The organism is Ensifer sp. Root558 (assembly GCF_001427045.1).
Lineage (GTDB): Bacteria > Pseudomonadota > Alphaproteobacteria > Rhizobiales > Rhizobiaceae > Ensifer > Ensifer adhaerens.
On record NZ_LMGC01000035.1, the window covers coordinates 210533 to 237285 of the forward strand.

At 60.9% G+C, this 26753-nt stretch carries 25 protein-coding genes and 8 tRNA genes; 11 read left to right on the forward strand and 22 right to left on the reverse strand.

Translation table 11 applies throughout. The annotated features are described in order from the left end of the window. Window positions 1-10: 10 nt before the first annotated feature. Window positions 11-811 carry an endonuclease/exonuclease/phosphatase family protein gene (locus tag ASD63_RS27320; protein ID WP_060530026.1) on the reverse strand — a complete coding sequence of 267 codons (801 nt, stop codon included), beginning with the start codon at window positions 809-811 and terminating at the stop codon, window positions 11-13. Window positions 812-1001: 190 nt separating this feature from the next. Next, complete coding sequence (gene sthA / locus ASD63_RS27325) at window positions 1002-2417, reverse strand: Si-specific NAD(P)(+) transhydrogenase (protein WP_060530027.1); 1416 nt, start codon at window positions 2415-2417, stop codon at window positions 1002-1004. Between the two features lie 257 nt (window positions 2418-2674). Between sthA and ASD63_RS27330 the strand changes: the two genes are divergently transcribed. Together ASD63_RS27330 and ASD63_RS27335 are read left to right on the forward strand one after the other, a co-directional pair. Then, window positions 2675-3664 (forward strand): magnesium and cobalt transport protein CorA, encoded by a 990-nt coding sequence (locus ASD63_RS27330; RefSeq protein ID WP_226020709.1) that lies wholly within the window; start codon window positions 2675-2677, stop codon window positions 3662-3664. A gap of 51 nt (window positions 3665-3715) precedes the next feature. After that, window positions 3716-4894: a putative zinc-binding metallopeptidase gene (locus ASD63_RS27335; protein WP_034796587.1), complete on the forward strand. Its 1179-nt coding sequence runs from the start codon at window positions 3716-3718 to the stop codon at window positions 4892-4894. Between the two features lie 84 nt (window positions 4895-4978). On the opposite strand, the gene radC is transcribed toward ASD63_RS27335, so the two are convergent. The 4 genes from radC to phaC are packed head-to-tail and all read right to left on the reverse strand — an operon-like array spanning window position 4979 to window position 9211. After that, on the reverse strand, window positions 4979-5767 hold the full coding sequence (gene radC, locus ASD63_RS27340) for a DNA repair protein RadC (RefSeq protein ID WP_034796585.1): 789 nt from the start codon (window positions 5765-5767) through the stop codon (window positions 4979-4981). Continuing rightward, window positions 5764-6603 carry a type I methionyl aminopeptidase gene (gene map / locus ASD63_RS27345; RefSeq protein ID WP_034796583.1) on the reverse strand — a complete coding sequence of 280 codons (840 nt, stop codon included), beginning with the start codon at window positions 6601-6603 and terminating at the stop codon, window positions 5764-5766. The genes radC and map overlap by 4 nt, the downstream gene beginning before the upstream one ends. 30 nt (window positions 6604-6633) lie before the next feature. After that, window positions 6634-7353 (reverse strand): DNA/RNA nuclease SfsA, encoded by a 720-nt coding sequence (gene sfsA, locus ASD63_RS27350; RefSeq protein WP_034796581.1) that lies wholly within the window; start codon window positions 7351-7353, stop codon window positions 6634-6636. A gap of 19 nt (window positions 7354-7372) precedes the next feature. Continuing rightward, window positions 7373-9211 (reverse strand): poly(3-hydroxyalkanoate) polymerase subunit PhaC, encoded by a 1839-nt coding sequence (gene phaC / locus ASD63_RS27355; RefSeq protein WP_034796579.1) that lies wholly within the window; start codon window positions 9209-9211, stop codon window positions 7373-7375. 109 nt (window positions 9212-9320) lie between these two features. Between phaC and ASD63_RS27360 the strand changes: the two genes are divergently transcribed. From ASD63_RS27360 to recJ, 4 genes are all read left to right on the forward strand, one after another. After that, window positions 9321-9629 carry a hypothetical protein gene (locus ASD63_RS27360; RefSeq protein ID WP_034796570.1) on the forward strand — a complete coding sequence of 103 codons (309 nt, stop codon included), beginning with the start codon at window positions 9321-9323 and terminating at the stop codon, window positions 9627-9629. 126 nt (window positions 9630-9755) lie between these two features. Next, window positions 9756-10973 carry an LL-diaminopimelate aminotransferase gene (locus ASD63_RS27365; protein WP_034796568.1) on the forward strand — a complete coding sequence of 406 codons (1218 nt, stop codon included), beginning with the start codon at window positions 9756-9758 and terminating at the stop codon, window positions 10971-10973. A gap of 88 nt (window positions 10974-11061) precedes the next feature. Continuing rightward, window positions 11062-12384 (forward strand): homoserine dehydrogenase, encoded by a 1323-nt coding sequence (locus ASD63_RS27370; RefSeq protein ID WP_034796566.1) that lies wholly within the window; start codon window positions 11062-11064, stop codon window positions 12382-12384. Window positions 12385-12617: 233 nt separating this feature from the next. Then, window positions 12618-14420 carry a single-stranded-DNA-specific exonuclease RecJ gene (gene recJ, locus ASD63_RS27375; protein WP_060530028.1) on the forward strand — a complete coding sequence of 601 codons (1803 nt, stop codon included), beginning with the start codon at window positions 12618-12620 and terminating at the stop codon, window positions 14418-14420. Between the two features lie 43 nt (window positions 14421-14463). Here the strand turns inward: recJ and ASD63_RS27380 are convergent, their stop codons facing one another. The 11 genes from ASD63_RS27380 to ASD63_RS27425 form a co-directional block, all read right to left on the reverse strand. Next, window positions 14464-14790, reverse strand: a complete 327-nt coding sequence (locus ASD63_RS27380) for a hypothetical protein (RefSeq protein ID WP_034796549.1) — start codon at window positions 14788-14790, stop codon at window positions 14464-14466. Window positions 14791-14802: 12 nt separating this feature from the next. Beyond that, entirely contained in the window at window positions 14803-15243 is a 441-nt protein-coding gene (locus tag ASD63_RS35330) for a hypothetical protein (RefSeq protein ID WP_064816991.1), read from the reverse strand. Window positions 15244-15257: 14 nt separating this feature from the next. Then, on the reverse strand, window positions 15258-15593 hold the full coding sequence (locus ASD63_RS27385) for a hypothetical protein (protein ID WP_127889031.1): 336 nt from the start codon (window positions 15591-15593) through the stop codon (window positions 15258-15260). Between the two features lie 379 nt (window positions 15594-15972). Beyond that, window positions 15973-16047, reverse strand: a tRNA-Glu gene (locus ASD63_RS27390). A 138-nt stretch (window positions 16048-16185) separates the two neighbouring features. Continuing rightward, a tRNA-Glu gene (locus tag ASD63_RS27395) sits at window positions 16186-16260 on the reverse strand. A gap of 49 nt (window positions 16261-16309) precedes the next feature. Next, a tRNA-Glu gene (locus ASD63_RS27400) sits at window positions 16310-16384 on the reverse strand. Between the two features lie 199 nt (window positions 16385-16583). Further along, window positions 16584-16658, reverse strand: a tRNA-Glu gene (locus ASD63_RS27405). Window positions 16659-16932: 274 nt separating this feature from the next. Then, window positions 16933-17007: transfer RNA gene (locus ASD63_RS27410), tRNA-Glu, on the reverse strand. Window positions 17008-17032: 25 nt separating this feature from the next. Next, window positions 17033-17107, reverse strand: a tRNA-Glu gene (locus ASD63_RS27415). 136 nt (window positions 17108-17243) lie between these two features. After that, complete coding sequence (locus ASD63_RS27420; RefSeq protein WP_034790899.1) at window positions 17244-18587, reverse strand: YcbK family protein; 1344 nt, start codon at window positions 18585-18587, stop codon at window positions 17244-17246. A 398-nt stretch (window positions 18588-18985) separates the two neighbouring features. Next, complete coding sequence (locus ASD63_RS27425; RefSeq protein WP_034790901.1) at window positions 18986-19426, reverse strand: VOC family protein; 441 nt, start codon at window positions 19424-19426, stop codon at window positions 18986-18988. A 196-nt stretch (window positions 19427-19622) separates the two neighbouring features. Between ASD63_RS27425 and ASD63_RS27430 the strand changes: the two genes are divergently transcribed. The 3 genes from ASD63_RS27430 (at window position 19623) to ASD63_RS27440 (ending at window position 21503) form a co-directional block, all read left to right on the forward strand. Next, a complete protein-coding gene (locus ASD63_RS27430; RefSeq protein ID WP_034790903.1) occupies window positions 19623-20201 on the forward strand; it encodes a cold-shock protein in 579 nt (192 codons plus the stop codon). Continuing rightward, window positions 20201-20686 (forward strand): DUF192 domain-containing protein, encoded by a 486-nt coding sequence (locus ASD63_RS27435; RefSeq protein ID WP_034790906.1) that lies wholly within the window; start codon window positions 20201-20203, stop codon window positions 20684-20686. The genes ASD63_RS27430 and ASD63_RS27435 overlap by 1 nt, the downstream gene beginning before the upstream one ends. Before the next feature lie 163 nt (window positions 20687-20849). Further along, window positions 20850-21503 carry an outer membrane protein gene (locus ASD63_RS27440; RefSeq protein WP_034790908.1) on the forward strand — a complete coding sequence of 218 codons (654 nt, stop codon included), beginning with the start codon at window positions 20850-20852 and terminating at the stop codon, window positions 21501-21503. Between the two features lie 65 nt (window positions 21504-21568). On the opposite strand, the gene ASD63_RS27445 is transcribed toward ASD63_RS27440, so the two are convergent. The 3 genes from ASD63_RS27445 to ASD63_RS27455 all read right to left on the reverse strand — a co-directional run bounded on the left by ASD63_RS27445 (window position 21569) and on the right by ASD63_RS27455 (window position 24192). Then, a complete protein-coding gene (locus tag ASD63_RS27445; RefSeq protein ID WP_234852466.1) occupies window positions 21569-22081 on the reverse strand; it encodes a DUF1062 domain-containing protein in 513 nt (170 codons plus the stop codon). A 617-nt stretch (window positions 22082-22698) separates the two neighbouring features. Next, window positions 22699-23880, reverse strand: coding sequence for a GGDEF domain-containing protein (locus tag ASD63_RS27450; RefSeq protein ID WP_064816992.1), 1182 nt, complete (start codon window positions 23878-23880; stop codon window positions 22699-22701). A 235-nt stretch (window positions 23881-24115) separates the two neighbouring features. Then, a tRNA-Pro gene (locus tag ASD63_RS27455) sits at window positions 24116-24192 on the reverse strand. Window positions 24193-24417: 225 nt separating this feature from the next. On the opposite strand from ASD63_RS27455, the gene ASD63_RS27460 reads away from it, so the two are divergent. Both ASD63_RS27460 and ASD63_RS27465 read left to right on the forward strand, forming a co-directional pair. After that, entirely contained in the window at window positions 24418-24723 is a 306-nt protein-coding gene (locus ASD63_RS27460) for an ETC complex I subunit (RefSeq protein ID WP_034791376.1), read from the forward strand. 37 nt (window positions 24724-24760) lie between these two features. Beyond that, window positions 24761-24837, forward strand: a tRNA-Arg gene (locus tag ASD63_RS27465). Between the two features lie 233 nt (window positions 24838-25070). Here the strand turns inward: ASD63_RS27465 and ASD63_RS27470 are convergent. Both ASD63_RS27470 and ASD63_RS27475 read right to left on the reverse strand, forming a co-directional pair. Continuing rightward, window positions 25071-25919, reverse strand: a complete 849-nt coding sequence (locus ASD63_RS27470; RefSeq protein WP_034790936.1) for a glycosyltransferase family 2 protein — start codon at window positions 25917-25919, stop codon at window positions 25071-25073. 75 nt (window positions 25920-25994) lie between these two features. Beyond that, window positions 25995-26744, reverse strand: a complete 750-nt coding sequence (locus ASD63_RS27475) for an FkbM family methyltransferase (RefSeq protein ID WP_034790938.1) — start codon at window positions 26742-26744, stop codon at window positions 25995-25997. Between the last annotated feature and the right edge of the window lie 9 nt (window positions 26745-26753).

Genomic DNA, 26753 nt, shown 5'->3' on the forward strand with positions numbered 1-26753 from the left:
CCGCGGCGCGCTAAGCGTCGAGGAGGAGGGCGCGATGGTCGGAGACTTCGGGCTCTGCGACGACATCGAAGCGAGCGACGCTGACTGCACCGTTTGCCAGCATGTAATCGGCAAAGCGGCCGCTCTTTAGATAGTGCGACGTGCGCGTGTCCGTGTGGCCGCGGGAAACGACGAGGTCGACGAGCCCCAACTGGCCGAGCGTCTGAAACGTTTGGCTGTCGGGGAGCACATTGAAATCACCGCACACGACCAGCCGCTCGTCTCCGGGCCAGACCTGGTGGACGAGACCTACCAGCGCCTCCGCCTGCGCGCGGCGTGCTGGACTGTCGTTCTTGCCGCCGACCTCCCGCAGGCCGTGCATCTGCGCGATGGTGATGGGAGTGCCGGCGTCGTGATCGAACAGGCGAATGCAATGGGCGTTGCGCGCACGCGGATGCGGCCCCCAGCTGTCGGGCGAAAAACTGCCATGCACAAAACCGAGGGCCTGGCCGATGACGGAATAGCCCCGCCGAACGAATGTTGCCAGACCGAATTCCGATGCCACGGGCGTGTCTCCAGAAAAGAGCGTCCCTCGCGCGGTCGGGCAGAAGAATCCATCATGTCCCGGTAGTACTGCGGCGATCTCGTCGAAGAGGTTGGCGCGTTGCGGCAGTTCCACATCCGCATCGCGATAGCTCAGCCATTCGGCCTCGGTCGTCGGTGATCGTGCGACCTCCTGCAGGCACAGGACATCGGCGTCGACATCGGCGAGATATTTCATCAAGGGCGAATGGAGCTTGCCGCCCCAGGCATTGAGCGAAAGGATGCGCATGGTGTTCGGCTCTCTTGATCGGGAGAGGTGAAGCTAGCCGATTCGCCGGCGTCCTGCGCACTTCGGATGCGGTCTGCGGGATGGCAAACCCGGAGAGATCGGTTCGGCAACGCGGAACCAAAATCGTTGCCCTCCAGGCACGTGGCCGCCGCCGTCAGCGTTGACGGCGGTCAGCTCTGTCGCTGGATGCTTACGCTTTCGGCGCTTCCTGCTTGATCTCGCCCATACGGTTCCAGGCGTCGAGGCCGGCGATCTTGTAGGCCTCGGCCAGCGTCGGGTAGTTGAAGGTGTTTTCGACGAAGTACTCGACCGTGCCCTTGAGGTTCAGCACGGCCTGGCCGATATGCACTAGTTCTGTCGCGCCTTCGCCGATGATATGCACGCCGAGCAGGCGGCGGGTCTTCAGCGAGAAGATCATCTTCAACAGGCCGGAATCGAGCCCCATGATGTGGCCGCGCGAGGTCTCGCGGAAGCGGGCGATGCCGCATTCGTAGGGGATGCCGCGTTCCTTGACCTCTTCTTCCGAGAGACCGCAGGTGGAGATCTCAGGCACGGCGTAGATGCCGTAGGGGAAGTATTTCTGCGGCTCCATCGCGATCGCGCCGATGGCGACCCGGGCGGCGATGCGCCCCTGTTCCATCGAGGTTGAGGCGAGGCTCGGGAAGCCGACGACGTCGCCGGCGGCATAGATGTTGGGCACGGAGGTCTGGAACGTCTCGGGATTGACCTTGAGGCGCCCTCGGTTGTCGGCTTCGAGCCCGGCTGCGGGCAGGTTCAGCGTATAGGTGGCGCCCATGCGGCCCGCGGCAAAGAGCACCATGTCGGTTGTGATCTTGCGGCCGTTGTCGAGCGTCAGCAGCACCTTACCATCGTCGAGCCGCTCCACCGTGTCGGCCTTCTGCCCGAGGTGCAGTTTCATGTTGCGGTCGCGCAACTGGTAGATGAAGTCTTCGACGATTTCCTTGTCGATGAAATCGAGCATCGTCGTCTTCGGATCGATCACCGTCACCTGGGTGTCGAGCGCGCTGAAGATCGTCGCGTATTCGATGCCGACGACGCCGGCGCCGATCACCACCATGGAGCGCGGCAGGGTCTCGATATCGAGCAGTTCATCGCTGTCGAGCACAGTCTTGCCGTCGAACGGCATGTAATCCGGGCGGAAGGGCTTGGTACCGACGGCAAGCATGATGCTGGTGCCGGACACGAGCATGGTCTCGCCGTCGTCCTTGACGACTTCGAGCGTGGTCGGATTGACGAAGCTGGCTTTCCCGCGCATCTGCTGCACGCGGTTGCGCGCGAACTGATGTTCGAGAACCTCGACTTCATGATTGAGGGTGATGATCAGCCGCTGCCGGAGGTCATCGGCGCTGATCTCCTGCTTGACGCGATAGGAGCGCCCGTAAAAGCCGCGCTCGCGCCAGCCCGAAAGATTGAGCGCCGTTTCGCGCAGCGTCTTGGAGGGAATCGTACCGGTGTGAACCGAAACGCCGCCAACGCGTTTTCCCTGTTCGATGACGAGGACCTTCTTGCCGAGCTTGGCTGCCTGGATGGCGCCGCGGCGGCCGGCAGGTCCGCTTCCGACAACGATGAGATCGAACTGGTTCATAGGCGTTTCCGTTAGAAGGTGGAATCGTTGTGCGTTGCGAAAACTCTCGCTCGCAAGCCTCTATACCGTCAATGGCACGGTTTGATGAAGTGGTTTTCATAGCCGAAACAGTCGGATGAGAATATATAAGGGAGCGCGCGTATGCTTGGCTTCGTTACGACATGCGGAGCCCGTCGGTGTCGTATTTGCCTGGGAGGCTGACGATGGGATTGGAGCTGACGAACAGGGCTTTGCCACAGTCTGGCGCTGAGGGCGTCATGCCGCATTCGCAGCCGCAGCCGGGCGTCGTAGCGGCCGCGGTCTACGAGAACGGCGTGCGCGTCCGCGATATCCGCATCGAAGACGCAGGCAAGTGGCGCGATCGCCCGGGCACAGTGATCTGGATCGGCCTGCATGAGCCCGATGCCGAACTCTTGCGGCAGATCCAGCAGGAATTCGATCTGCATGACCTGGCGATCGAGGACGCCTGCAAGGCGCACCAGCGGCCGAAACTGGAGATCTATGGCGACTCGATCTTCGTCGTCGCCCGCACCGCGCATATGGTTGGCGACGAGATCGCCTTCGGCGAGACGCATCTGTTCGTTGGGCGCGGTTACGTCATCTCGGTCCGGCACGGCGCGTCGACCTCCTACATGGCCGTGCGCCAACGCTGCGAAGCATCTCCTGCAGCCTTGGCCCACGGCGAAAACTACATCCTCTATTCGATCCTCGATTTCATCGTCGACAACTACATGCCGGTGATCGAGGCGATCCACGAAGAGGTCGAGGAACTGGAAGACCGGCTGCTGCGCGAGCGGCTGGTCAAGGGCGACATCGAACGCCTCTATCTGCTGCGGCGCAATCTCTTGCGCCTGCGAAACGCGGTCGTGCCGCTGGTCGACGTCTGCCGACGGCATGAGCACATCGATCTACCGGGCATGGATGCAGCACTGCAGCCGCTCTTCCGCGACGTTACGGACCACGTGCGCCGCGTTCAGGAGGATATCGACGCTTTGCGTGAGGTTCTTGCCTTCACCTTCGAGGCGAGCCTGATGGTCGGTCAATCCGAGCAGACGGAAATCTCGCGCAAGCTCGCGTCCTGGGCCGCGATCCTCGCGGTGCCAACGGCGATCGCCGGCATTTACGGCATGAACTTCGACGACATGCCGGAACTGAAGTTCCGCTACGGCTACTTCGTCGTCCTGGCAGTGATCATCGGTCTTTGCGGCACGCTCTACCGGTTCTTCCGCCGCGCGAAATGGCTTTAGGCCGGAGCACTGACCGGCAGACCTTACCAATTCCCGAACTCGGAGGATGTGGTGGCAACCCTTCTGCAAACGCTCGGCGACCTGATCGGTACGAACTGGAAACACCGCGACGTACCCAAGCGGTACTCGCGCACCTTTGTGTGTCGCTGTGGCAGTCACGTGTTTTTCGGCAACATGTTTTGTAACAGCTGCCAGGCGCCACTCGGATATCTGCCAGGTGAAGATGCGCTGCTGCCGCTCGACCCCGGCCCACAGCCAGGTATCTGGGCCGCAGGCGAGGAACGGCCGTTGCTGAAGTATTGCGGCAACCGTGACACGCCGGCGCAGTGCAACTGGATGCTGATGGCCAGCGAGCCGGGGGAACTTTGCATCGCCTGCCGGCTGAACCGGACAATTCCGAATCTCGATCGCGAGGACAATGCCAGCTACTGGGGTCTGCTTGAGGTGGCGAAGCGACGGCTCGTGTCGCAGTTGCTGGCACTCGGCTTGCCCGTGAAGTCCAAGGTCGACGAGGACGAGAAACACGGTCTGATGTTCGATTTCCTGCGTTCGCCACCGAACGGGCCGCGCGTGCTGACCGGGCATGCCGACGGTTTGATTACGGTCAACATCGAGGAGGCGGATTCGGTCCAGCGTGAGAAGATGCGGCTCGAATTCTACGAGCCCTATCGGACGCTGCTGGGCCATCTTCGACATGAGGTCGGTCACTACTACTGGAACCGGCTCGTTTTCAACGGACCCTGGCTGGAGCCGTTTCGCACGCTGTTCGGCGATGAGCGGGCCGATTACGCGGCGGCATTGAAGGCGAACTATGACAATGGCGCACCCCCAGACTGGGCCGATCGGTACATCAGTTCCTATGCTTCCACACATCCCTGGGAAGACTGGGCCGAAACTTGGGCGCATTACCTGCATATGATCGATAGCCTGGGCACGGCACTCGGCTTTGGGCTCGATGCAGAGGATCTTGAAGCGATTGTCGAGCCATTCGAGCGCGACGCCTTGTATGCGCCCGACGACACCGGCGCCGACGGGTTTCTGTCGCTGTTGAACTCCTGGATCGAAATGACGATGGTGCTTAACGAGTTGGCGCGCAGCATGGGCCAGCCGGACTTCTACCCCTTCGTAATGTCGAAACCGTCAGTGGCGAAACTGCAGTTCGTGCATATGGTCGTCGAGGCTTCACGCTCGGCGGGGACGGAGTCTGTCGAAGCCGGCTTTTTGGGGTAAACGCCTTCGCCACTGTTTGCGGCAGGGCGGCGTCACCACCGGGCTGCTACCTCCGCCGCGCGAAACGGCTGGGTGCCAGCGCGCTCAGAACAGCCGCAGCCCTTTCAGGCTCACGTGGCCGTCCTTGCCGATGATGATGTGGTCGTGCACGGCGATCCCCAGCGGTTTCGCCGTTTCGACGATCAGCTTCGTCATGTCGATATCGGCGCGCGACGGGGTCGGATCGCCGGATGGATGGTTGTGGACCAGGATGATCGCGGTGGCCGAGAGTTCCAGCGCGCGCTTGACCACTTCACGCGGGTAGACCGGCGTGTGGTCGATCGTACCTTTCTGCTGCACCTCGTCGGCAATCAGCGTGTTGCGCTTGTCGAGGAACAGGATGCGGAACTGTTCCTTCGTCTCGTAGGCCATCGCCGCGTGGCAATAGTCGATGACGGCGCTCCAGGACGAGAGAAGCTGCTTCTGGCGAAGTTCGCTCTTCAGCGTGCGGTGACCAATTGTGGAGATCAGCTTGAGGTCGAGGGCGACGGCCTCGCCGATACCGCTCACCTCCTGCAACAGCGCGATCGGGGCGCCGAAGACACCGGCGAGCGTGCCGAAGCGCGCGAGCAGAGCCTTGGCGATCGGCTTGGTATCCTTGCGTGGGATCAGCCGAAACAGCAACATTTCCAGGATTTCGTAGTCGGCGAGTGCGGCATCGCCGCTTTCGCGGTAGCGCGCCCTGAGGCGATCGCGATGACCGTGATAGTGCGCCTCGAGTGCCGGCGCCTTCTTGGCGGCCGGCGAGTTATCTAACTGCAATTGCGGAAAAAACGTCCTCTCGTCCGCCGATGGCACAAAATCGCCGTCAGGGGAGATCGAGCGTTTCGTCATGCGGCGCCGAGCGTGCTGACGCCGGGCTTGAACAGCCCGGCGGGCGAAAGCGTGAAGATCTCGCAGCCATCGGCGGTGACGCCGACCGTGTGCTCGTATTGCGCCGACAGCGACCGGTCGCGGGTCACGGCGGTCCAGCCGTCCGAGAGCACCTTCACATGCGGGCGGCCGAGATTGATCATCGGCTCGATGGTGAAGATCATGCCCTCGCGCAGTTCCGGCCCTTCATTGGCGCGGCCGTAGTGCAGGATGTTCGGCGCGTCGTGGAAGAGCTTGCCGACGCCGTGGCCGCAGAAATCGCGCACGACGGAGCAGCGCTCCGCTTCGGCATAGACCTGGATCGCTTCACCGATGGCGCCGGTGCGGGCGCCGGGGCGCACGGCGGCTATGCCGCGCATCAGGCTCTCGTGGGTGACGTCGAGCAGTCGCTCGGCCGCGCGCTTGATCTCGCCGACCGGATACATCCGGCTCGAATCGCCATGCCAGCCATCGACGACGTAGGTGACGTCGATGTTGACGATATCGCCCTCGCGCAGCGGCTTGTCGTTCGGGATGCCGTGGCAGACGACGTGGTTGATCGAGGTGCAGGACGATTTCGTGTAGCCGCGATAGTTGAGCGTCGCCGGCAGCGCGCCATTGTCCATGCCGAACTCGAAGACGAACCGGTCGATCTCGTCGGTGGTGACGCCCGGCTGTACCCGCGAGACGAGCTCGTCCAGACAACGCGCAGTCACCTGGCAGGCCTTTCGCATGCCCTCGAAACCTTCCGGTCCATAGAGCCGGATTACGCCGGTGTTCTTGTAGGGCGCAGACCCTGCCTCGATGTAAGTCACCATTCCAAAGCTTTCAGTTGTTCCAGTCGGATTTCATAGAGCAGCGAGGGCCGCTTCGTCCACTGTCATCAATCCAGTTGGGCGGATTTGCGTTGGCGAAACCTGACATTTGACCGCATAGGCCTCAACCCCACGTGACATCGCGCGGTCGAATGCGCGCGCATAGGCGGGATCGAACTCGCGGCAGATCCTCAACCGGTCACAATCGTCGCGCTGCACGAGATAGATCATCACCGCGCGGTGACCGGCCTCAACCATATCACCGAGTTCGTCGAGATGTTTCGCCCCCCGCGTGGTCGGACTGTCAGGAAATTCGGAAAGACCGGGCGAGCGGCTGAAATGCACGTTCTTGACCTCGACATAGGCACGGCCGCGCTCGGGATCGCTGAGGAGAATGTCGATGCGCGAGTTGCGTCCGTATTTCTGCTCGCGTGCACTATGCTCATAGGTATGCAGGTCGGAAACGAGCCCCAGCCGGATGGCTTCTTCCGCAAGCCGGTTGGGCAGGCCGGTATTGATGCCGACCATCGTTCCGTCGGCTTCGACGATTTCCAGCATCTGGCGGTACTTCCGCGTCGGGCTGTCGTGTTCTGACATCCAGATGCGTGAACCGGGTGTCGTCAGCCCGCGCATCGATCCCGTGTTGGGGCAGGATCCGGTCATGGCCGTGCCATCAGGCAACAGGGCGTCGAAGAGAAAGCGCTTGTAGCGCTGCACAAGGGTTGCGGTCGTCAGCGGAGGATCGAAGATCAAGGCAGGTCCTGCGAATGATTCAGGCGCGGGCGCGTACGTAGGAGCCCGGCGCTTCCTCGAGCGAGTTCAGCGGACCGCCCGGCTTGCGGGGCGCAACGCGTCGCTTGTCGAGTTTCTCGATCCATTGGTGCCAATGCGGCCACCAGGATCCCGGTGTTTCCTTGGCGGCCTTGAACCAATCGTCGAAGTCACCCGTGGGGGCGCCTCCGGTCCAGAACTGATACTTGCCCTTGTCCGGCGGATTGACGACGCCAGCAATGTGGCCCGAACCCGAGAGAACATAGGTGACCTTGCCGCCGAACGAAGCGCTGCCGAGAAATACAGAGCGCGGCGGGGCGATGTGGTCTTCCTTGGTCGCGAGATTGTAGATCGGGATCTTCACGTCGCCGAGCGATACCTGCTTGCCGGCAAGAACCATCTCGCCCTTCGAAAGCTTGTTATCGAGGTAGCAGTTGCGCAGATAGAAGGAATGGTTGGCGGCCGGCATCCGCGTCGAATCGGAGTTCCAGTAGAGCAGGTCGAAGGGCAGGGGTTCCTGGCCCTTGAGGTAGTTGTTGACGAAGTAGGGCCAGATCAGCTCCGAGGCGCGCAGCATGTTGAAGGCGGTCGCCATCTTCGAGCCGTCGAGATAGCCGGTCACGCTCATGTTCTGTTCGATCTGGCTTATCTGGTCCTCGTCGACGAAGACCTTGAGGTCGCCAGCGTGAGTGAAATCGACCTGCGTCGTGAACAGTGTCGCCGAGCGGATGCGATCGTCGCCCTCGGCCGCATGCAATGCGAGCGTCGCGGCAAGCAGGGTGCCGCCGACGCAATAGCCGATGGCGTTGACTTCCCGCTCACCGGTGGCCTGCTCGACGATATCGAGCGCAAAGCCGATGCCTTCGCGGGCATAGGCTTCCCAGTCCTTGGTCGCGTGCCGTTCGTCCGGGTTCACCCAGGAGATGACGAAGACCGTGTGTCCCTGATCGACCGCCCATTTGATGAAGGATTTCTGCGGGTTGAGATCGAGCACGTAGAATTTGTTGATCCAGGGCGGGCAGATCAGCAACGGCCGCTTCAGCACGGTTTCCGTCGTCGCCTCATATTGCAGCACCTGGCAGACGTCGCTCTGGGCGATGACCTTGCCCGGCGTCATCGCGATATTCTCGCCGATCGCAAACTTGCTGGTGTCCGTCTGCCGGAGCTTGAGGTCGCCGCGACCGGCGGCGATGTCCTCGGCAAACATCTGCATGCCCTTGACCAGATTGGCGCCGCTTGAGGCAACCGTCTCGCGGTAGAGCTGCGGATTGGTGGTGACGAAGTTGGTCGGAGACAGCGCGCTGGAAACCTGGCGAACGTAGAAAGCAGCCTTGTGTTTCGTGTGGTCGTCGAGCCCCTCGGCGTCCTCGACCATGCGCTCGGCCCAGTCCGACGTTACGAAATAGGCCTGGCGAATGAAGTCGAAGAACGGGTTCTTCACCCAGTCCTCGTCGGTAAATCTCTTGTCGTTGCGCTGGAGGGCGGCCGGCTCCGCCGTCTCTTCGCCGGACATCCGGTGCAGCGTGCGCGACCAGATCTCGAAGAAGCTGCCCATCAGGTGAGTCTGCGCTTCGAGCGTGCGGCGCGGATCGGAAAGCCAGTACTCCGAGACCTTGGACAGCGTCTTAACCATGTCGGTGACGGGTTCGGCGAAGGTATCGGACTTCTGGCCCGATTCCCGCGGCGCCAGCCAGGCGGAAGCCGCTTTGCCAAGCTGTTCCATGGCGCGGGCGAGGTTGACTGCGAGGCTTTCCGGATCCTTGACGATATAAGGTTCGACGGATTTGGGATCGAAGCCTGCGTAGCCGTCCTTGCCTTCCGCATTCCTCTCTGCTGTCACCCGGCGTCCTCCACAGCATCTTGTTTGTTTTGTATTTTTACATTCTGCCCGAAAATGATTACAAGGGCTAGCGCATCGTCGCGCCATCAAAATAGAGGTCGTCTCCAGTATGCTTGCCGTCGGAAAACAGCGTTCCATCACCTGGGTTGCCGGGATCGTTCTGCTAGGCACGCTTGCAGGCTGCAACAGCCAGGGGACCAACTTCGAGAACTATCCGTCGGTTTACGGCCAGAAGCCGGCCGCAACGTCGCAGATGACCAACGATGAAGCTGCAAGCATGCAGGCGCGCCTGAGCTCTCTCGGCGCTGCACGCAAGTCCGGCGCGATCTCCGAAGCCGAGTATCAGCGTCGCCTGAAAGAAATGCGCGCGCTGGCCGAACAGCACGGCGCCGACGCGCTGAAAGAGATCCAGAATTAGCGCTTGCCTTTCCGGTGATTTGGACGCAAAGCGTTCAATGGCCGCATGGACGGCCGTTCACCACAGCGCACGGTTTCGCAAAGGCTTGAGCCGCTGGCGGGAGCGTGCGCCAAACGAGGTTTGGAGATGGAAGAGTTTCACAAAGTCCGGCGTTTGCCGCCCTATGTTTTCGAACAGGTCAACCGTTTGAAAGCAAGCGCGCGAGCGGCCGGTGCTGACATCATCGACCTCGGCATGGGCAATCCGGATCTACCCACACCACAGTCGATTGTCGACAAGCTCTGCGAGGCCGTTCAGGACCCGCGCACGCATCGTTATTCGTCGTCGAAGGGCATTCCCGGGCTGCGTCGTGCCCAGGCCGCCTATTACGCCCGCCGCTTCGGCGTCAAGCTCAACCCGGATACCCAGGTCGTCGCTACCCTTGGCTCCAAGGAAGGCTTCGCCAACATGGCGCAGGCGATCACCGCACCTGGCGACGTCATTCTGTGCCCGAACCCCACCTATCCGATCCACGCCTTCGGCTTCCTGATGGCCGGCGGCGTCATCCGCTCGATCTCGGTCGAGCCGGACGAAACCTTCTTCGGACCGCTGGAACGCGCCGTTCGCCATTCAATCCCCAAGCCACTGGCGCTGATCCTCAACTATCCGTCGAACCCGACGGCGCAGGTTGCGACGCTCGACTTCTATAAGGACGTGATCGCGTTTGCGAAAAAGCACGACATCATCGTGCTTTCGGACCTTGCCTATTCGGAGATCTACTTCAACGACGCGCCGCCGCCGTCGGTGCTGGAAGTTCCGGGCGCGATCGACTGCACGGTCGAGTTCACCTCGATGTCGAAGACCTTCTCAATGCCGGGCTGGCGCATGGGCTTTGCCGTCGGCAACGAGCGGCTGATCGCAGCCCTGACACGCGTGAAATCCTACCTCGACTATGGCGCCTTCACGCCGATCCAGGTGGCCGCCACCCAGGCGCTGAACGGCGACGGCAGCGACATCGCCGAAGTGCGCAATATCTACAAGCGCCGCCGCGACGTCATGGTCGACAGCTTCGGCAAGGCCGGCTTCGAAGTGCCGCCGCCGGCAGCGACGATGTTTGCCTGGGCAAAGATCCCGGAGAAGTTCCGTCATCTGGGCTCGCTCGAATTCTCCAAGCTCCTCGTCGAGAAGGCGGATGTCGCGGTCGCTCCGGGCATCGGCTTCGGCGAACAGGGCGACGACTATGTGCGCCTCGCTCTCGTCGAGAACGAGCACCGCATCCGCCAGGCGGCGCGCAACATCAAGAAATTCCTGTCGACCGCCGACGAGACGATGCACAACGTCATCTCGCTCAACGCTCATAGGTAAGAAGTCGGGAGGCGTGCTTGACGCGCGCCTCCTTCCACACTGGCCCCGCTGTTCTCGCGGCGCGCCCTCTACATGTTAGGAAATGGCTATGGCAGATGCCCTCAAAATCGGCATTGCGGGCTTGGGTACCGTCGGTGCCTCGCTCGTGCGAATCCTCCAGGATCGTCACGAGATGCTTGCGACAACGTGCGGACGGGCAATCGAGACCACGGCCGTAACGGCGCGCGACCGCAACAGGGACCGCGGCGTCGATCTTTCGAAGACCGCCTGGTTCGACGATGCCATTTCGCTTGCGCGTGACGCCGATATCGACGTTTTCGTCGAACTGATGGGCGGTGCCGGCGATCCCGCCTATTCGGCCGTCAAGGCGGCGCTGCAGCGCGGCATTCATGTGGTGACCGCCAACAAGGCGCTGCTGGCTGCCCATGGCATCGAACTTGCAAAGATCGCCGAGGAGAAGGGCGCGCTGCTCAACTACGAAGCGGCTGTTGCCGGCGGTATCCCCGTCATCAAGGCGCTGCGCGAATCCATGACCGGCAATACGATCTCGCGCGTCTATGGGATCATGAACGGCACCTGCAACTACATCCTGACGAAGATGGAGAAGGAACAGCTTTCCTTCGAAGCCTGCCTCAAGGAGGCGCAGCGCCTCGGCTATGCCGAAGCCGATCCGGCCTTCGACATTGAGGGCAACGACACGGCGCACAAGCTGTCGATCCTGACGAGCCTTGCATTCGGTACGGCGATCGCTGCCGACGACATCTACCTCGAAGGCATCACCAATATCTCGATCGACGACATTCATGCAGCCGCCGATCTCGGTTACCGCATCAAGCTCCTCGGTGTCGCCCAGCGCACCGAAAGCGGCATCGAGCAGCGCGTCCACCCGACGATGGTGCCTTACGATTCCGTCATCGCCCAGGTCGATGGCGTGACCAATGCCGTTGCGATCGAATCCGACATTCTCGGCGAGCTCCTGATGGTCGGCCCGGGTGCCGGCGGCAACGCGACGGCGTCGGCCGTGCTCGGCGATATCGCTGACATTGCCAAGAGCCGCCCGGGCGCCCAGCACGTTCCGGCCTTCGGCCGTCCGACCAATGCGCTGCTGCCCTATAAGCGCGCGCAGATCCAGAGCCACGAGGGCGGCTACTTCATCCGCCTGAAGGTCGTTGACCGCACCGGCGTCTTCGCCAGCATCGCGACCCGCATGGCCGACAACGGCATCTCGCTGGAATCGATCATGCAGCATTCGAAGCATCTGATGGACACGGGCGAGCCGCAGACGATCATCTTGGTCACGCACGCGACATCGGAGCACTCCGTTCGCGATGCGATCAAGGCGATCAAGGGCGAGGGCTACCTCGTCGGCGAGCCGCAGGTCATTCGCATCGAACGCCCGAAGGCAAACTGACGGCGAAGGACCTCGGGCCGTTCGGCATGACGGTGCGCAGTGCCGTTTGTCGCCAACAAATTAGAAGCCTCGCCGCGCAAGCAAGCCGGCGAGGCTTCTTTTTTGGGAATTGGGCGCCTGCGGCGGCCCAACCCCCTACGAAACGTGGATCTCTGTGTATGCCGTTCCAAAAACGGTCACGATTTCCAGGGTTATGCGCTAAGAGGAATGAAGCGCCAAGCGGATGGACGAGCATGGAAGAATTGGTGGATCCGGTACAGCGGGCCTTTCTGAATGTCGAGCAGTCGGTCAGCGGCCAGCGATGGGTGTCGCGCCTCGACCAGGCGGGCCAGAACCGCGCGCTCGCCATTAGCCAGGTTCACGGCTACTCCGATCTGCTCGGTCGCGTCCTTGCCGGCCGCGGCGTCGTACTCGACGATGCCGCAAGCTTCCTTGATCCGACGCTTCGCTCGCTTATGCCGGACCCGGACACGCTTACCGATTGCCGCAAGGCTGCAGAGCGTCTGGCGGCCGCCATCAAGCGCCGTGAAAAGACGGTGATCTTCGGTGACTATGACGTCGACGGTGCCGCGTCTTCGGCTTTGATGGCGCGTTTCCTGCGCCATTTCGGCGTCGACGCGGAAATCTACATTCCCGATCGGATCTTCGAGGGGTATGGCCCGAACCCGACGGCAATCGAGCAGCTGATCGACAAGGGCGCCGATCTCATCGTCACCGTCGACTGCGGCTCGACCAGCCATGAGGCGCTCGCCGTTGCCGATAAACGCGGCGTCGATGTCGTCGTCATCGACCACCATCAGGTCGGCTCGGCGCTGCCGCCCTGCCATGCGCTCGTCAATCCCAATCGGGAGGACGATCTTTCGGGGCAGGGGCATCTTTGTGCTGCCGGTGTCGTTTATCTGGTTCTCGTCAATACCTTGCGCGTTTTGCGCAACGCCGGCGACAGCCGCGTTTCTTCGTTCGACCTGCTGTCCCAGCTCGATCTGGTGGCTCTGGCGACGGTCTGTGACGTGGTGCCGCTCAAAGGGCTCAACCGCGCCTATGTCGTCAAGGGACTGATCGCGGCGCGTCACATGGGCAATGTCGGGCTTTCGGCACTGCTGCGGAAAGCTGCGATCGGCGGCCCGGTCACGCCCTATCACCTGGGCTTTCTCGTCGGCCCGAGAATCAATGCCGGCGGACGCATTGGCGATGCTGCGCTCGGCAGCCGCCTGCTGGCGATGGAGGATGCGGCCGAGGCAGAGAAGATCGCCGCGCAGCTCGATGAGCTCAATCGCGAGCGGCAGGCGATGGAAGCCATCATGCTGGCCGAGGCGGAGGCTGAGGTTCTGGCCGAATACGGCACGGGCGAGGGCGCTTCGGTGATCGTTACCGCGCGCGAAAACTGGCACCCGGGCATCGTCGGACTGCTCGCCGCCCGCATCAAGGAAAAATTCCGCCGACCGACTTTTGCCATCGCTTTCGATCCGAACGGCCGCGGCACCGGCTCCGGCCGCTCGATCAACGGCTTCGACATGGGCAAGATGGTTCGGGCCGCCGTCGATGGTGGCCTGCTGGTAAAGGGTGGCGGCCATGCCATGGCTGCCGGTCTCACCGTCGAGCGCGCGAAACTCGGCAAGCTCAGGCAGTTTTTCGAGGGACGCGCGGAAGCGGCGGTGCGCGAACTCGTCGCCATCCAGACGCTCAAGGTCGACGGCGCGCTTGCAGCCTCTGGCGCGACCCTGGAACTCATCGATCTCCTGGAGCAGGCCGGCCCCTACGGCTCGGCCCACCCGCAACCGGTCTTCGCCTTCCCGCAGCATCGCCTGCGCGATAGCAGGCAGGTCGGCGCCAACCACATCAAGGTGACGCTGGAGGGGCAGGACGGCAGCCGCCTTGACGGTATTGCTTTCCGGGCGACCGAGACACCGCTCGGCGACTTCCTGCTGTCGAGCCGCGGAACATCCATCCACGTCGCGGGATCGGTGTCCGCCGATCTGTGGCAGGGCCAGCGACGGGTACAGCTGCGCGTCACGGACGCGGCAAAGGCGCTGTAGCACCCGTCGCGAAGTGTGCTGACAGATATTTCGCTGGGCCGTGTTATGGCTGACCGTACCGCACACGCTTCAAAACATCTCGAGGATTCACAGCGAGGATGGTGTTGAACAACGTCGTTTCGACGACGGTGTCGCCATCGGCTTGCAGGCGAAAATGCACGCTCTTGTTGCCGCCACAGTTCGTTGCGTCGATCATCGCGATAACTCTTTCGACCTCGTCGGGCGTCTTTTCGTCCAGCCTGACAAGGGCAGGATAAAGGGGGGCGCAACTTGCACCGCCGTCGCGAACAAGTTCTCCTTGTCGATCAAATAGATAGCTGAGGGGTGCGAACTCTCCCTTGTGCGAGCCGCGATGGGCGCTGCCCCACATGGCACTTAGGTACTAAACCACAGCGCTCAAAGATCCGAGATCATTGAACGGTCGCAAGGCTTCAACATTGTAAACCACGGAGTAGAGGCGACTGCCGCTGAGTGGTGAATTCAGTGTGAGCGAGTAGGTACGACGGAAACCCTGCTGCTGGTCCAGTCGGGTAATGTGTATGCGCTGCAGATAGCGTGCTTTGGCATAAGCTGGGAGCTTCGGGTCTTTGCGATTGTTCAGGCTTCGCGTCGTTTCGGAGCGTTCCCAGTCTTTGAAATCCCGCGCGAGCAACGTTTCTAACTCTTCAATTGGCATCCCCAGCTTGAACACCGGACTCGGTACCAAGTCTGCAGGCGTCAGCGTCTGCTCGCCAGAAATCACGTTGGAACGAGCGGCCGCAGGCGATCCGGGATAGGACGAAATTGTGATTGCGGCGAGCCCCGCAGCAATGACGCGAAACAAAACTAGATTCCCGTTCAACTGATTCGAGGAACGCCCGACTTGCGATCGGAGCGTGTTTCCCCAGCGATCAAACGATCAAGAATCAGGTCGAAATCGTCGGCGCGTTGAAGTTGCTCCTGAAGAGCAGGAAGATATTTCGCACGGCTTCGGATGGCGTCGCCAGCAGATCGAAGGCTGAGCAGAATCTGTTTAGAGATTGCGTATTCGCTCTGCAGTCCTTCTGCCTTTTGCCAGATATGGTCTTCCAGAGCGTCAAATGCCGACGCATCGAAGGTATCGGACTTGAGAAGCCGGCCGACTGCTTGATCCGTCAGTCTCTCCAATACGACGTCAAACTGATTTTCCGACACCCGAGTGCGCCTCATTCTGTTGAGCTGTAAACTCAAAGCAGAACTGCAATATTTCGTCGAGTCCGGGTTTTGACATCTGTAGCCGCATCAGAAATCAGGCGGTGAAGGCTGCCGCGCGTGGTCGAGAACGCGAGTCGCCACCGATGCAACAGAACGGCCCCTGCGACCGCGCCGTTGCAGGAGTCCCTGCTTTGGAAAGCTACGCACATACCCCTGGTGTGCGGAAACCGGCCACGATCCTGTTGCCGCTCACGTCGCTGTCTCTTCCAAAGGATATCTGCGAAACACCAGTATGCGCTTGGGAATTACGTGAGACGTGCATCAGTGTGGGCACCCGCATTCGCCAGCAATAGCAATCGGGAATTTGCCGAACCGGCCTTGGCACGCCCAACGGGAATCGAACCCGTGTTGCCGCCGTGAGAGGGCGGCGTCCTGACCGCTAGACGATGGGCGCATCTCTATTCGATTGAGCGCAAGCGGTTGCTGCGCAACGCGCTATCCTAGTCCTGTTCGACGAAAACGACGAGAAGAATCGAAGGCGATCCGTCAGCCGATGGAACAAGGCTTTCGATGTAGGGGAGGTTCAACACAGTGGCACGCCCTAGGGGAGTCGAACCCCTCTTCCCAGAATGAAAATCTGGTGTCCTAACCGATAGACGAAGGGCGCACTCGCTGTGTGGGCGCCTTATAGCCAGCGACTCTGGNGGTCAACACAGTGGCACGCCCTAGGGGAGTCGAACCCCTCTTCCCAGAATGAAAATCTGGTGTCCTAACCGATAGACGAAGGGCGCACTCGCTGTGTGGGCGCCTTATAGCCAGCGACTCTGAATAGAGCAAGCGCCAATCTCAGGAATGTTGTGATTTTCCTGTTCAAAATACCAAGAAAGATTCATGGCGGCACGAGGCGGAAATTTAGGTGTCGAAACGCGCGGTAAATCGCTGTTCCAACAACAGAAAATCGATTTTCATTTGGGGAGAAGATCAACACAGTGGCACGCCCTAGGGGAGTCGAACCCCTCTTCCCAGAATGAAAATCTGGTGTCCTAACCGATAGACGAAGGGCGCACTCGCTGTGTGGGGAGTCGAACCCCTCTTCCCAGAATGAAAATCTGGTGTCCTAACCGATAGACGAAGGGCGCACTCGCTGTGTGGGCGCCTTATAGCCAGCGACTCTGGATACCGCAAGCGCCAATCTCAGTTTTTTTGTGCTTTCCCTGTTAAAATCGGTGAGAAAAATTCGGCGGTCAAAGAGCTGGAATCGGAGATGCGTACGGTGCAGCGGAGTTGCTGCTTCAGATGCTTAAAACGTCGATTTTTCGGGAGAAGGAGATCAACACAGTGGCACGCCCTAGGGGAGTCGAACCCCTCTTCCCAGAATGAAAATCTGGTGTCCTAACCGATAGACGAAGGGCGCACTCGCTGTGTGGGCNTCAACACAGTGGCACGCCCTAGGGGAGTCGAACCCCTCTTCCCAGAATGAAAATCTGGTGTCCTAACCGATAGACGAAGGGCGCACTCGCTGTGTGGGCGCCTTATAGCCAGAGGATTTCAGAACCGCAAGCGGCAATCTTCATATTTCTGTAAAAATTCCACAGGCCGGAAGCAAAGGAGGCTTCTCGTCGAATCCTCCATGGAAACAAATGCTTGCCTTCAGCCCTTGGCGCGCCGGCAGCGCCAGTTCCAGTCCCGCTGTGCGCCGATATCGATATGGACCGACTCCGTGTGGCAATAGGTGCCGACGCCGCCGCGGCCGGGGACGCTACGCAGGAATTCGGCGAGATCCCACTTGCTGACGCCCTGAACCTGAATGTCAGCCGCCTCGCAGCGTGTATGCAGCGATTGCTTGGCGCGGTTGACCTTGATCGGCCTGAGGCCCGAGGTCACCATGACCTGCTTGCCGTAATGCGTTTCCACCTTCTTCAGCATCTGCATGAGCTCGGGCTTGAAACAGCCGGCATCGACTTTCTCGGTCTGCAGAATGAGCCCGCTCGGCGCCAGTCGAGCGAGCCCCGAGAGCGAGGCGACCTGAACCGGTGCGCCGTCGTCGTCATCGCCGAGGTGCTCTTCGTGCTCGTAGTTGTAGAGCGAGTTCAGTTTGACGCCCGGAAGCGTGTAGGCGAGGGAGGCCGTTTGCGGCTGGCTCGCATTGCTGGTGGTAATCGTCTTCTTTTCCGCCGGCGGAGCCGAGCGAAGTGCCGCCTGCTGCGGCTTCTCCTTGCGCTTGCCGGCAAAAAGGGCCGCGAGCGTCCAGGTTTTGGACGTGTCCTTGTTATCGTCTGCTGGCGTGGCTTCTGGTGCTGCCTGCTGCGCGGCGGCGACCTCGGTCGCTGCTGGTGTGGCGTCGGCATTGGCCACCGCCTGTGGCGTCGAAGAGGTCTGGCCGCTGGCGGCAGCCTCGGCGCTCAGCGGCACCGGAACGGCAACAGGAAGGGTGGCGTCCTGCGCGGGAGAGGGAGCATAGGCGGCGACAGCGGCGTCCGTCACGACGTCGTTGGCCGTGTTGGCGGCCCCCTGTTGCGGCGCTATTACCGGCAGCGGCTGTCGCTGGGTGCCGCTGAAAAGACTGTTGTTGGTTGCGTTCATGCCGGGCTGGCCGGCGGGGAGCGGAACAGTTCCCGTCGTCTGCGGCTGGACGGTCGTCGTTGCCTGTGCGGCAGGTGCCTGGCCATAGATGCTTGAGGAGGCGGCGCGCAGGCCGGTGCCCTGCATCGTCAGCGATTGCGGCTGTCCGCCATCGTGGGGAACTGTGGCATTGCCGGCTGCCTGTTGCGCCTGCGGATTGCTGCCGAGCGCGACCACCTGTCCATCCTGGACTGTGGCCTCCGATTCGGCGGTTTGCACAGGGGCTGCCTGCCCCTCGGCCTTCAGCGCGGTCGCGGCATCGTTTTCCCCGACCGCCGACATGCAGCCGCTCAAGGCCAGCAGCGATACGGATAACGCTGCCGCCCGCGCTATGGTGACGAGCACCGCGCCCTTCGTGTCCGGATGTTGCAACGTCCTATCCCCGCTCTCCGTGCATGACCGACGAAGCCTCGCCTTGTCATGCATTAAGTCTCAGTTCCGAAACATCGCTCAGAACAAACAAACTCATGCTTCTCGCGGCGATCGGAATGAGCGTCACGGGAAAAGATCAGGCCAAGTACAAAAGGGGGTCGCCGCCACGAGACATCGCGGATAGGACCCGGCATCAACGTTTCGCGCGAAAAAGTACTCAACGATACGCGATTTGTAAACCGGCGCTAACCTTGAGCCCGCATGTTTCCAACATGCAAAGGCCCGGATAGACCGGGCCCTGGATCATTCATAGCTGCTGCTGATCGACGGCTCGGCCATGCCCGCCGGATTTCACCGACAGCACGGGGCCATCTTCGTTGGCGAGAATTGTGCGGAGCTTACCAGACGCCCGTATTGGCCATCGACGCCCAAGGTTCCTGCGGCGGCCGGTTTTCGCCTTTCTGCAGGATCTCGATCGAAATGCCGTCGGGAGAGCGCACGAACGCCATGTGGCCGTCGCGCGGCGGCCGGTTGATGGTCACGCCGTTCTCCATCAGGTGCTGGCAGAAACCGTAGATGTCGTCGACTTCGTAGGCGAGGTGCCCGAAGTTGCGCCCGCCCGTATAATCTTCCGTATCCCAGTTGTAGGTGAGCTCGAGGCAGGGAGAGAGTTCGCCGCGGGCGCGATCGATGTCGCCGGGAGCGGCCAGAAACACCAGCGTGAACCGGCCCTTTTCATTTTCGTAGCGGCGGATCTCCGTCAGGCCGAAAATCTTGCCGTAGAAGTTCAAGGCCTCGTCCAGATTCTTGACGCGAACCATCGTGTGCAGATAGCGCATTGCAATGTCCCTGTTTTGCAGAAGATGGCGTATACTGGTCCGTCAGCAAGCCAGAGGCAAGGCTGCGTCCCCATATTAGTTCTCGGCCAAAATATGCCGAGGGTCTTGCGTATCCGCGGCGGGACGATGTTATTCTGGTCAATAAGAATCAGTTAACCGTATCGGTAGTCGCGCGTAAACGAGGGGCTGGGAGAGAATGGCGGATAGGACATCTTCAAAAGACGTCATGCATGGTGACGACTTTGGCAGCGACGCTCTCGACCTCATCGAAATCACCGGCGTGATCAAGTGGTTCGACGTCGCCAAGGGCTTCGGCTTCATCGTTCCCGACAACGGCATGCAGGATGTGCTGGTGCACGTGACCTGCCTGCGCCGCGACGGCTACCAGACGGTTCTTGAGGGTGCGCGGGTCGTTGCTCTCATCCAGAAGCGGGACCGCGGTTACCAGGCGTTCCGTATCCTATCGATGGACCAATCCACGGCGGTGCATCCGTCGCAGCTGCCGCCGGTCCGAACCCACGTGCAGGTAACGCCGACCAGCGGCCTTGAGCGCGTTCTCGTCAAGTGGTTTAACCGCACCAAGGGCTTCGGCTTCCTGACCCGCGGCGAGGGAACCGAAGATATCTTCGTCCATATGGAAACGCTCAGGCGTTTCGGCCTGACGGAACTGCGGCCAGGCCAGGTGGTGCTCGTCCGGTTCGGCGATGGCGAAAAGGGCCTGATGGCCGCTGAGATACATCCGGATGGACCGTCGCCGACGAGCCGGGCGCACTGATGGTCGCGGCTCGAAACCTTGTCGGAAAAAGCGCCTTCCTGGCGCTTTTTTTGTTGCTTGCCCTGACGGTATCGTCTTTCGCCGACGTTCAGTTCACAACGGACAAGATGCGCCTGGTCACCGCGGACAAGGCTGTGCACGAACTGACGGTCGAACTGGCCCTCGATCCGGCCCAGCGTGAGCAGGGCCTGATGTTTCGTACCTCCATGGCGCCGGATCACGGCATGCTGTTCGATTTTGGCGAGACACGCCGCGTGATGATGTGGATGAAGAACACCCATTTGTCGCTCGATATGCTGTTCATCGACAACAAGGGCGTTGTGCGCACGATCCATGAAGGCGCCGTGCCTTTTTCGGAAGCGATCATTGATTCGAAAGAACCGGTGGCTTTCGTGCTTGAGCTCAATGCCGGCGCGGTCAAGCGGCTGAATATCCGGCCCGGAGACCGGCTGGAAGGTGCCCGCATGCCGTCTTCGAAGCCGTAGACGCCGGGGCCACTTCGCGGTCCGCCTTGTCCTTGCCCGATCATTTCCTAAATTATGTGTCTGAACCCCACGGGTTTCATGGTTGAGATCATGGAGCCTTTCGGGCAGACTGCGCGTTAACGAGTTGCTAATATTCTTCTGGCGACAACAGGAGGCAGCCGTGATGATCCGGAGTGTGCTTGTTGCAATGGTAGCGGCCTGCGCCGTTGCGCAAACAGCGATGGCAGCGGACTTGGCAGCCGATCTGAGCCAGCCGCCGGCACCGGTCGCGCAACCATCGCCGGGATTCGTCTGGACCGGCGGTTATGTCGGCCTCCAGGGCGGCGGCGGGTGGCTCAATGGCGATTTCAGTGCGCCTGGCGGCAGCGCTTCAGAAGACTTCAATGGCGGATTGCTCGGCGCCTTTGCCGGTTTCAACTTTCAGCAGGGCGACTGGGTTTACGGCATCGAGGGTGACGTCAACTACAATTGGAACGACAAGACGTTCGACGTCGGCGGAACCTCGACCGAAGTTGGTACCGACGTTTCCGGCGCAATACGCGGCCGGGTCGGCTACCTGCTGAATGACAAGGCGCTGCTCTATGGCGCCGGCGGCTGGGCGGTGACCCGCGGCTTCGTCGATGTGCCCGGCGCATCGAAGGAAAAGGAAACCTTCAACGGTTGGACGATCGGTGCCGGTGTCGACTATTCGTTCACCGACAGCGTCTTCGGCCGCGCCGAGTACCGCTACAACGACTACGGCGACAAGGACTTCGGCGGCGTCAATGTCGATCTCGACCAGCACCAGTTCACCGTTGGTGTCGGCGTAAAGTTCTGACCAGCAACCATTGGCATCGCGGAGCGCGCCGGCATGCTGCCGGACGCTCCGCGGTATCCTTTCAACTACGGGCCGCCGCGGGCACGCCGGGCAATCTCGGCCCGGTCATCTTCCGCCGTAAGATCGAGGACGATGCGGCTGCCGTCTCTGATCGGGCGTTGCAGGGCCTTCCGCGACTCGGGCAGAAGCGTGAGTCGCCCTTTGGTTTCGAGCTTGCTCAGTCTGGCGCGTGAAAGCGCGAGTTCCGCCGATAGCAGGCGGTCGACGCGCAGGCTGCTTGCCTGGCGCACGACAAGGACAATCTCAAGCCGTGCGCAACCCGCACTCCCACCCAATACGTGCCGTTCCACGTTAGAATCGGCCAAATCCTCGATCCGGTCCGTGCATTGGCGAAGACCTTCGATGTCGAACGCCGCCTGTCGGACCCAGACGGGATCGTTGCTTTGAAGCGCTGCGAGCACATCCGGGGCGACGCTGGCGACATTCCGCCGCTCGAAGATCGGACGGTTCCAGGTGTCTTCGCAGACGGCGCAGCGATAGATCAGCCAGGCGTCGAGCCGCCGCCCGTTGGCGTTCAACCGTGTCTTGCCGCTGCATACGAAGGGGCGGTGGCCGCCGCAGCGGTTGCAGGCAAGCCAGGGGCGGGGGGCGGATTGGGGTTCGATGGTCCACTGGACCGTCAATGTATGAGACATCTCGTCTGGTTCTTCCAATTGGAAGTCCATCGAGACGACGGTTTGAGTACCCGTTCCGGGGACGCGGTCTGGCAGCTGTTGGACGTGATGGTTCCGCCTGACGAAGTTACGTCGGGCTTGAGATCGGCAATGCCATTCCGGTCTCGAACCGCCACCTCAACGAACGCATGAGAATTCTATCCGACAGCTGGAGTGCTATCGGGCGTACGGGGTGAAACTAGCGAGACCGGATTTTACAAAGGCAAAGCGAAACTCCAGGAGAGCCAGCGCAATAGTGGCTGCCTGAACGTCCTACACGCTTGCGCGGATGGCGAAAAGTGCAACGCTGCCACAGGCTCGCGTCAAGGTGGCGTGCGATGGCGCGCTAGGCGAAATTTGGCCACAAGCGAATTCGGCGCATTGCGGTAAAATACGCCTTACACCTCCAATCTGAAGCGGATCGGAAATGCTTGGATCCGCTTCTCTTTTTTGAAGGTGGTCTGCGGCGAAGCATCGCCTGATTAGCCGGCGCGGTGAAGGCTCACCGCAAGCGGCTTCGAATCCGCAAGCTCCGCATCGGACGCGACACGGTTACGCCCGCCTCGTTTGGCCGCGTAGAGCGCCGCATCTGCCCTATTGAACAATTCCTCCCAGGAACGCTCCGTGCCGCTGGCGGTGGCAACCCCGATGCTGATGCTGACTGCTACGCTTTGCCCGTTGCTCACGACCCGCAGTTCTTCCACGGCGCGGCGTAGCCTTTCGGCGATTGCAAACGCCTGTGTCTCGCTTGTCCGCGGGAGATAGAGCCCGAATTCCTCGCCTCCGAGACGCGCGAAGCTGTCGCCCCTGCGCAGGTTCTTCCTGACCAGATCGGCGAAGGCGACGAGCACCTGATCACCCGTATGATGACCGTAGCGGTCGTTGATACGCTTGAAATGGTCCAGGTCCATGACGAGGAGGCAATCGCCCTGCCAGCTCGCCTGAGGCAGTTGCGCCAGAAACCAGCGCCGGTTGCCGACGCCGGTCAGCGCATCGGTATCGGCAGACCGGCGCAGCTCCGCTTCCGCCCGCTCCTTGACGAGCACGAGGGCGAAGAGTGCGATGGCGAAATGGCAGATGATCGAGAGAAAGAAGGGGTAGGTCGTGGTGATCGGCACGATGCCGGGCTTGAGGAGGCCAATGACCACCGCAAGGCAAAGGCCGGCCCCGACGGCCATGGCGGCCGCCAGCATGGCGCGTGCCGGCAGCGACTCGTTCGAGCGATCGGCGATGACGGCGACAGCCGAAGCCGCGAGGAAAAGAAAGGCGGCGGCGTTGAAGACGCTGGCCCTGACGACGTTGACGACATGGAAATCCGTGGCGAGACCGATGAGCGCGCCGGCAAGCGGCACAAGTAGCGCCAGCCAGTCCGCCAGACGGCGCCGGCCGCCGCTGAGGCGGCGCACGCCGATCCAGAACAGGGCATATCCGCCGATCCCGAGCGTGAAGCTGGAAAGCCTCCACAGAGTGGGCGGCAACAGCTTTTGCTCGCCATAGCCCGCGAGCGTCGAGGCGAGCGCCAGGAAGAGGAAGCCGCTCGCCAGGATACCAAGCCCTTCGTCCCGCGGCGATTGCCAGCGCGCATAGAGGAAGCAGAAGGCGCCGATCAGGAAAGACGACTTGTGAAGCAACAGAACGGTGGCAAGGTCGAGTTGGGCAGTCATTGGATCGCTCGGGCGGGCTTGGGGGCGCGCAGGGCACGAAAGCGCGCCGGTTCGCTCTATCCACAATGGATTTAGCGATTCCTAAATTCGTATGACAAATAGGCATTCTTGTCCCAACTCGGGACGATTCGATCGTTTGCCAACGCAATCGAGTGATCTACGGCGATGTTAGCCTGCAGATCTGCGATCACGAACAGATTGAAAAAAAGGAGAATGACGCTTCCGCCTCAATGAATGGTCGGAGTGGAGAGATTCGAACTCCCGACCCTCTGGTCCCAAACCAGATGCGCTACCAGACTGCGCTACACTCCGTGCCAACGGCGCCGGAGATACACGCTTCGCAGCAGGGCTGCAACAGCAAAATTTCCCAATGCCTCATCTTAGACTGGGACAAACCCACAAGTTCGCTCATCTCCTACTGAAAGCCAAATTTATCCGGCCAAAAGTCATTCCGTTTTAAATCATTCTGCGTTATGGGAAGACGGAATGCTGGCGCCCGTGAATGTTGCCAGCGAAAGTATGGAGCCGTTCGAAACCATGTCCGCAAAGATCTATCGTCCAGCAAAGACCGCCATGCAGTCTGGCAAGGCCAAGACGAATCTGTGGGTGCTGGAGTTCGATCAGGAAAAGCCGCGCACCATCGACCCGATCATGGGCTACACCAGCTCGGGCGACATGAAGCAGCAGCTGCGGCTGACCTTCGAAAACGCCGAGCAGGCGATCGCATACGCCGAGCGAAACGGCATCGAATACCGCGTCATCGCGCCGAAGGAAGCGACCCGCAAGAGCGTGTCCTATCCGGACAACTTCCGTTTCAACCGGATGCAGCCCTGGACCCACTAAGGTCCTTCAGCCGCATTCGACGGGCACAGCCCGGGACGGCCCCTTAGCTCAGTTGGATAGAGCACCTGCCTTCTAAGCAGGTTGTCGCAGGTTCGAATCCTGCAGGGGTCGCCAATAATTTCAAGAACTTAGCAGCTGTTTTGGGGGCTTGAAAGAAGCTCGATTACAGCTTCCCTTTGCCGACAGCAGAATTCGTCGGCCAGGTGATCTCTCCATCCGCGAAACGGCGCCGTCGCTGGCCCATTGTCTCCCGGTAGATCTGTTCGTCCGCCATGAGCGGCAGATCTCTAGTACGCCACCACTCGGCGGATAAGTCCGGCGATTCGCGCCGCACCACTCGAGGAAAGCTACGCTCGTTTCCGGAAGCAGGAAAGAAGCGCGGTAACAGGCTTGAACAAGAGCCTGTGGCCCTTGGTGAACATGCGGCCCGGACGATGGATCGTCAGTGCGTAGAGATACGAGCGCTTTCCTTGCAGGTAGGACCGGAATTTCTGCACCACTTGACGTCGTGCATCGTTCTGTCGAGCCCGCTTTGCGTCTGTGAGACTGAGATGTTGCGTGACCAGGCTTTCTTCGCAACCAACGATCAGTCCGCCTTCCAAGGCAAAGCGAATAGCCCATTCGCGATCGACGGCCCTGCGGAAATCCTCGTCGAAGGCGAACTTGCGCAAGGTCGACACGCGGGTGAGCATGGTGCAGGTGCCGACCCTTCCGTCGCCGGGGAGGGGATCGTCGCAGAGGAGATGGAGCGCGACCGCGTCGCCACCCACTGGCTGCGCGGTGCCCATGGCGCTGAGGCTCCTCGTCTTGCCGTCGGAGATCACGCGCCTCCTGCAATAGACCGAGATAGGAGCCGCATGCCGTTCTTCCGCCGCAAGCAGCTTTGCGATCTGGACCTTCAAACGCTCTGGTGCATTTTCGTCGTCCGAATCGAGGAACGCTAGGATTTCGCCGGTTGCTTCGCGTGCGAGCGTATTGCGCGCGCCAGCGTTGCCCTTGTTGTTACTATGGCTAACCAGTCTTACCCGCGAATCCTGCTGGCTGACGGTCTGCACGATGGCAGCGGAGCGATCGGTGGAGAGGTCGTCACAGACCAGGATCTCCAGGTCATCCCAGTCCAGTTGCCTGGCGGATAAGAGCGTCCGCTCGATCGTCTCTTCGGCGTTGTAGCAACATATCGCAAGTGTTACGCGCATCGATGCCTGTTCCTATTGCGATCTGTGCTGGTTCAGCGGCAGTCCCGTCATCGCCGGCATGTTTCCGGATGAAGGCTAACTCTGATTGTTTGTTTTGCCCGACGAACCGACCATGCGGACAGGAACGGCATTCGGTTCCAGATATGAACTGTCTGAGCGCACGAAGAGCACGTCGACAAGGCGATTGTGCGATCGGTGGGGGATGACATCGGCGACTTCGAAGCCTTGCTCTGCCATGTATGCGACAAGTTCCGAAAACCGATAGCTACCTTCAAACCGGCGACGAAGGCTTGCCTCTGTGAAGACGAACTGCGTCTCCCGAAGCGTTTTCTCGGCTCCCTTCAGAACATCAAGGTCAAAGCCTTCGGTGTCCACCTTCAATCCGAATGGGCCTTTGTAGCCCTTGTTTTCCAGAAGTTCGTCGAGGGGTGAAATCTGTATCTCGACCGTCTTTTCCGGCTGCCGCTTCCAGTCCCTGCGTTTCATCAGGCTTGAGGAGGGGCCTTCCAGGGAAAGGGTTGCTACGCCCTTGGCAGAGCCTGCGCCCGATTGAATGTAGTCAAAATTCAGGCCCTTTACGCTGTCTGCGGCCTTCTCCATCGTATCTGGCTGCGGATCGACCAGGACGAACTTTTTGTCCTTGAACAGTTCGTAGAACACCGGGCTGCCTTGATAAACGCCGACGTCGATGAATGTATTGATATCGAACCCGTAGCGCTTCAGGTATGCAGCAGAGTAACGCTCCTCGGAAACATGGAAACCTTGTCGCGTTAGCATCGAGGCGGCTGAGCGAAGCACCCGATTGAACAGCTTTCCCTTGGTCATAGTCCCCTC